The organism is Arsenophonus endosymbiont of Bemisia tabaci Q2 (assembly GCF_902713415.1).
In the GTDB taxonomy this organism is placed as follows: domain Bacteria; phylum Pseudomonadota; class Gammaproteobacteria; order Enterobacterales; family Enterobacteriaceae; genus Arsenophonus.
The window spans coordinates 1-1,230 of record NZ_CACTIE010000297.1; the positions used below are offsets into that span (position 1 = coordinate 1).

1 protein-coding gene and 2 pseudogenes are annotated in these 1,230 nt (G+C 35.0%); 1 reads left to right on the forward strand and 2 read right to left on the reverse strand.

The genetic code is table 11. The features are described from left to right. Nucleotides 1-173: 173 nt before the first annotated feature. Nucleotides 174-788: pseudogene (locus tag ARSQ2_RS11465) on the reverse strand (efflux RND transporter periplasmic adaptor subunit); the annotation flags it as partial. A 96-nt stretch (nucleotides 789-884) separates the two neighbouring features. On the opposite strand from ARSQ2_RS11465, the pseudogene ARSQ2_RS15155 reads away from it, so the two are divergent. Continuing rightward, a pseudogene (locus ARSQ2_RS15155) lies at nucleotides 885-953 on the forward strand (hypothetical protein); the annotation flags it as partial. Between the two features lie 128 nt (nucleotides 954-1,081). Here the strand turns inward: ARSQ2_RS15155 and ARSQ2_RS15160 are convergent. Then, the gene (locus tag ARSQ2_RS15160; protein WP_420837785.1) at nucleotides 1,082-1,210 is read right to left on the reverse strand and encodes a transposase; all 129 of its coding nucleotides are present in this window, start codon (nucleotides 1,208-1,210) and stop codon (nucleotides 1,082-1,084) included. Nucleotides 1,211-1,230 lie beyond the last annotated feature (20 nt).

Consider the following 1,230-nt stretch of genomic DNA (forward strand, 5'->3'; position numbering starts at 1 on the left):
GGCGACTTTAAAATAATTACAAGTAATTACTCTATATCAGTAAATTTATATTGGAGAAAAACATATATTTTGTAATCAAAATTAAGACGCTTAGCTATAGTACCTTTACCTGTTGTTCACCTGTTCGATAATTACGACCGATATTACTCAATTCAATTAATGCACTCATTCCTTCATCCTTTTGCTATCTCAGAGGTAGTAGTTACTAAGTCACCTTCAGCAAGACCGGAAACAATTTCTGCATCAATATAATTTTGGGTAGCAACTTCGACTCTCCTTTCCACTTGTTACCCATTTTGTAGTAGTGCTACAATATATTGATTATTAGCAATATTTTCTCTCAAGGCAGATAGTGGTAAAAGTAATACATTTTTATGTAATGCAAGTTAAATTTTAATTTTTGCAGTCATTTGTAGTTTTAAAATATGATGCGGATTGGGTACTTCAAAGCGTGCATAATAAAAAATTGCATCATTAACTTCTTCCGGCGTAGGCAAAATACCTTTCAAAACTCCAGTAAAAGTTTTATCCGGTGCGCCAAGAATACTAAAAGAAGCTTTTTGCCCCGGTTTAAGATTAATAATGTCAGCTTCAGAAACTTGTGCTTTTACTAACATTGTATCCAAATCGCCTAATGTCATGATAGTTGGCGCTTCTTGAGAAGCGATTACCGTTTTTCCCTGCAACGTTTTAATGTTAGTAACAATCCCACTTAATGGCGCAGTAAGATGGGTATATTTCAAATTAGTTTTAGCTGTATTTAACGAGGCTTGATTACGATTAATTTGGGGAATATAAATTTACTGATATAGAGTAATTACTTGTAATTATTTTAAAGTCGCCCAGCTATAGAAAATATTTCTTTGACCATAAACGCAGGAGAAATGGTAGCGATTGTTAGCGTTTCAGGCTCTGGCAAATCAACTTTAATGAATATTCTTGGTTGCTTAGATAAACCAAGTTATTGTGAATACTATCTGGCTGGGCAAAATATAGCTCAACTGGATGACGAGCAGCTTTCTGTTTTACGGCGTTTACGGCGCGAATATTTTGGCTTTATAGCTAAGCGACTTAATTTTGATTACACCATATTGAGTGCGAACAAAATATCTGTGTCGCATCCGAGCGCTCTTTTTTTACATATAGCTTGTGCCCATTTATGTTCAATTGGATTAAGATCTGGCGAATAGGTAGGCAAATATTCCACCATATGCCGCGCATCGATGATGA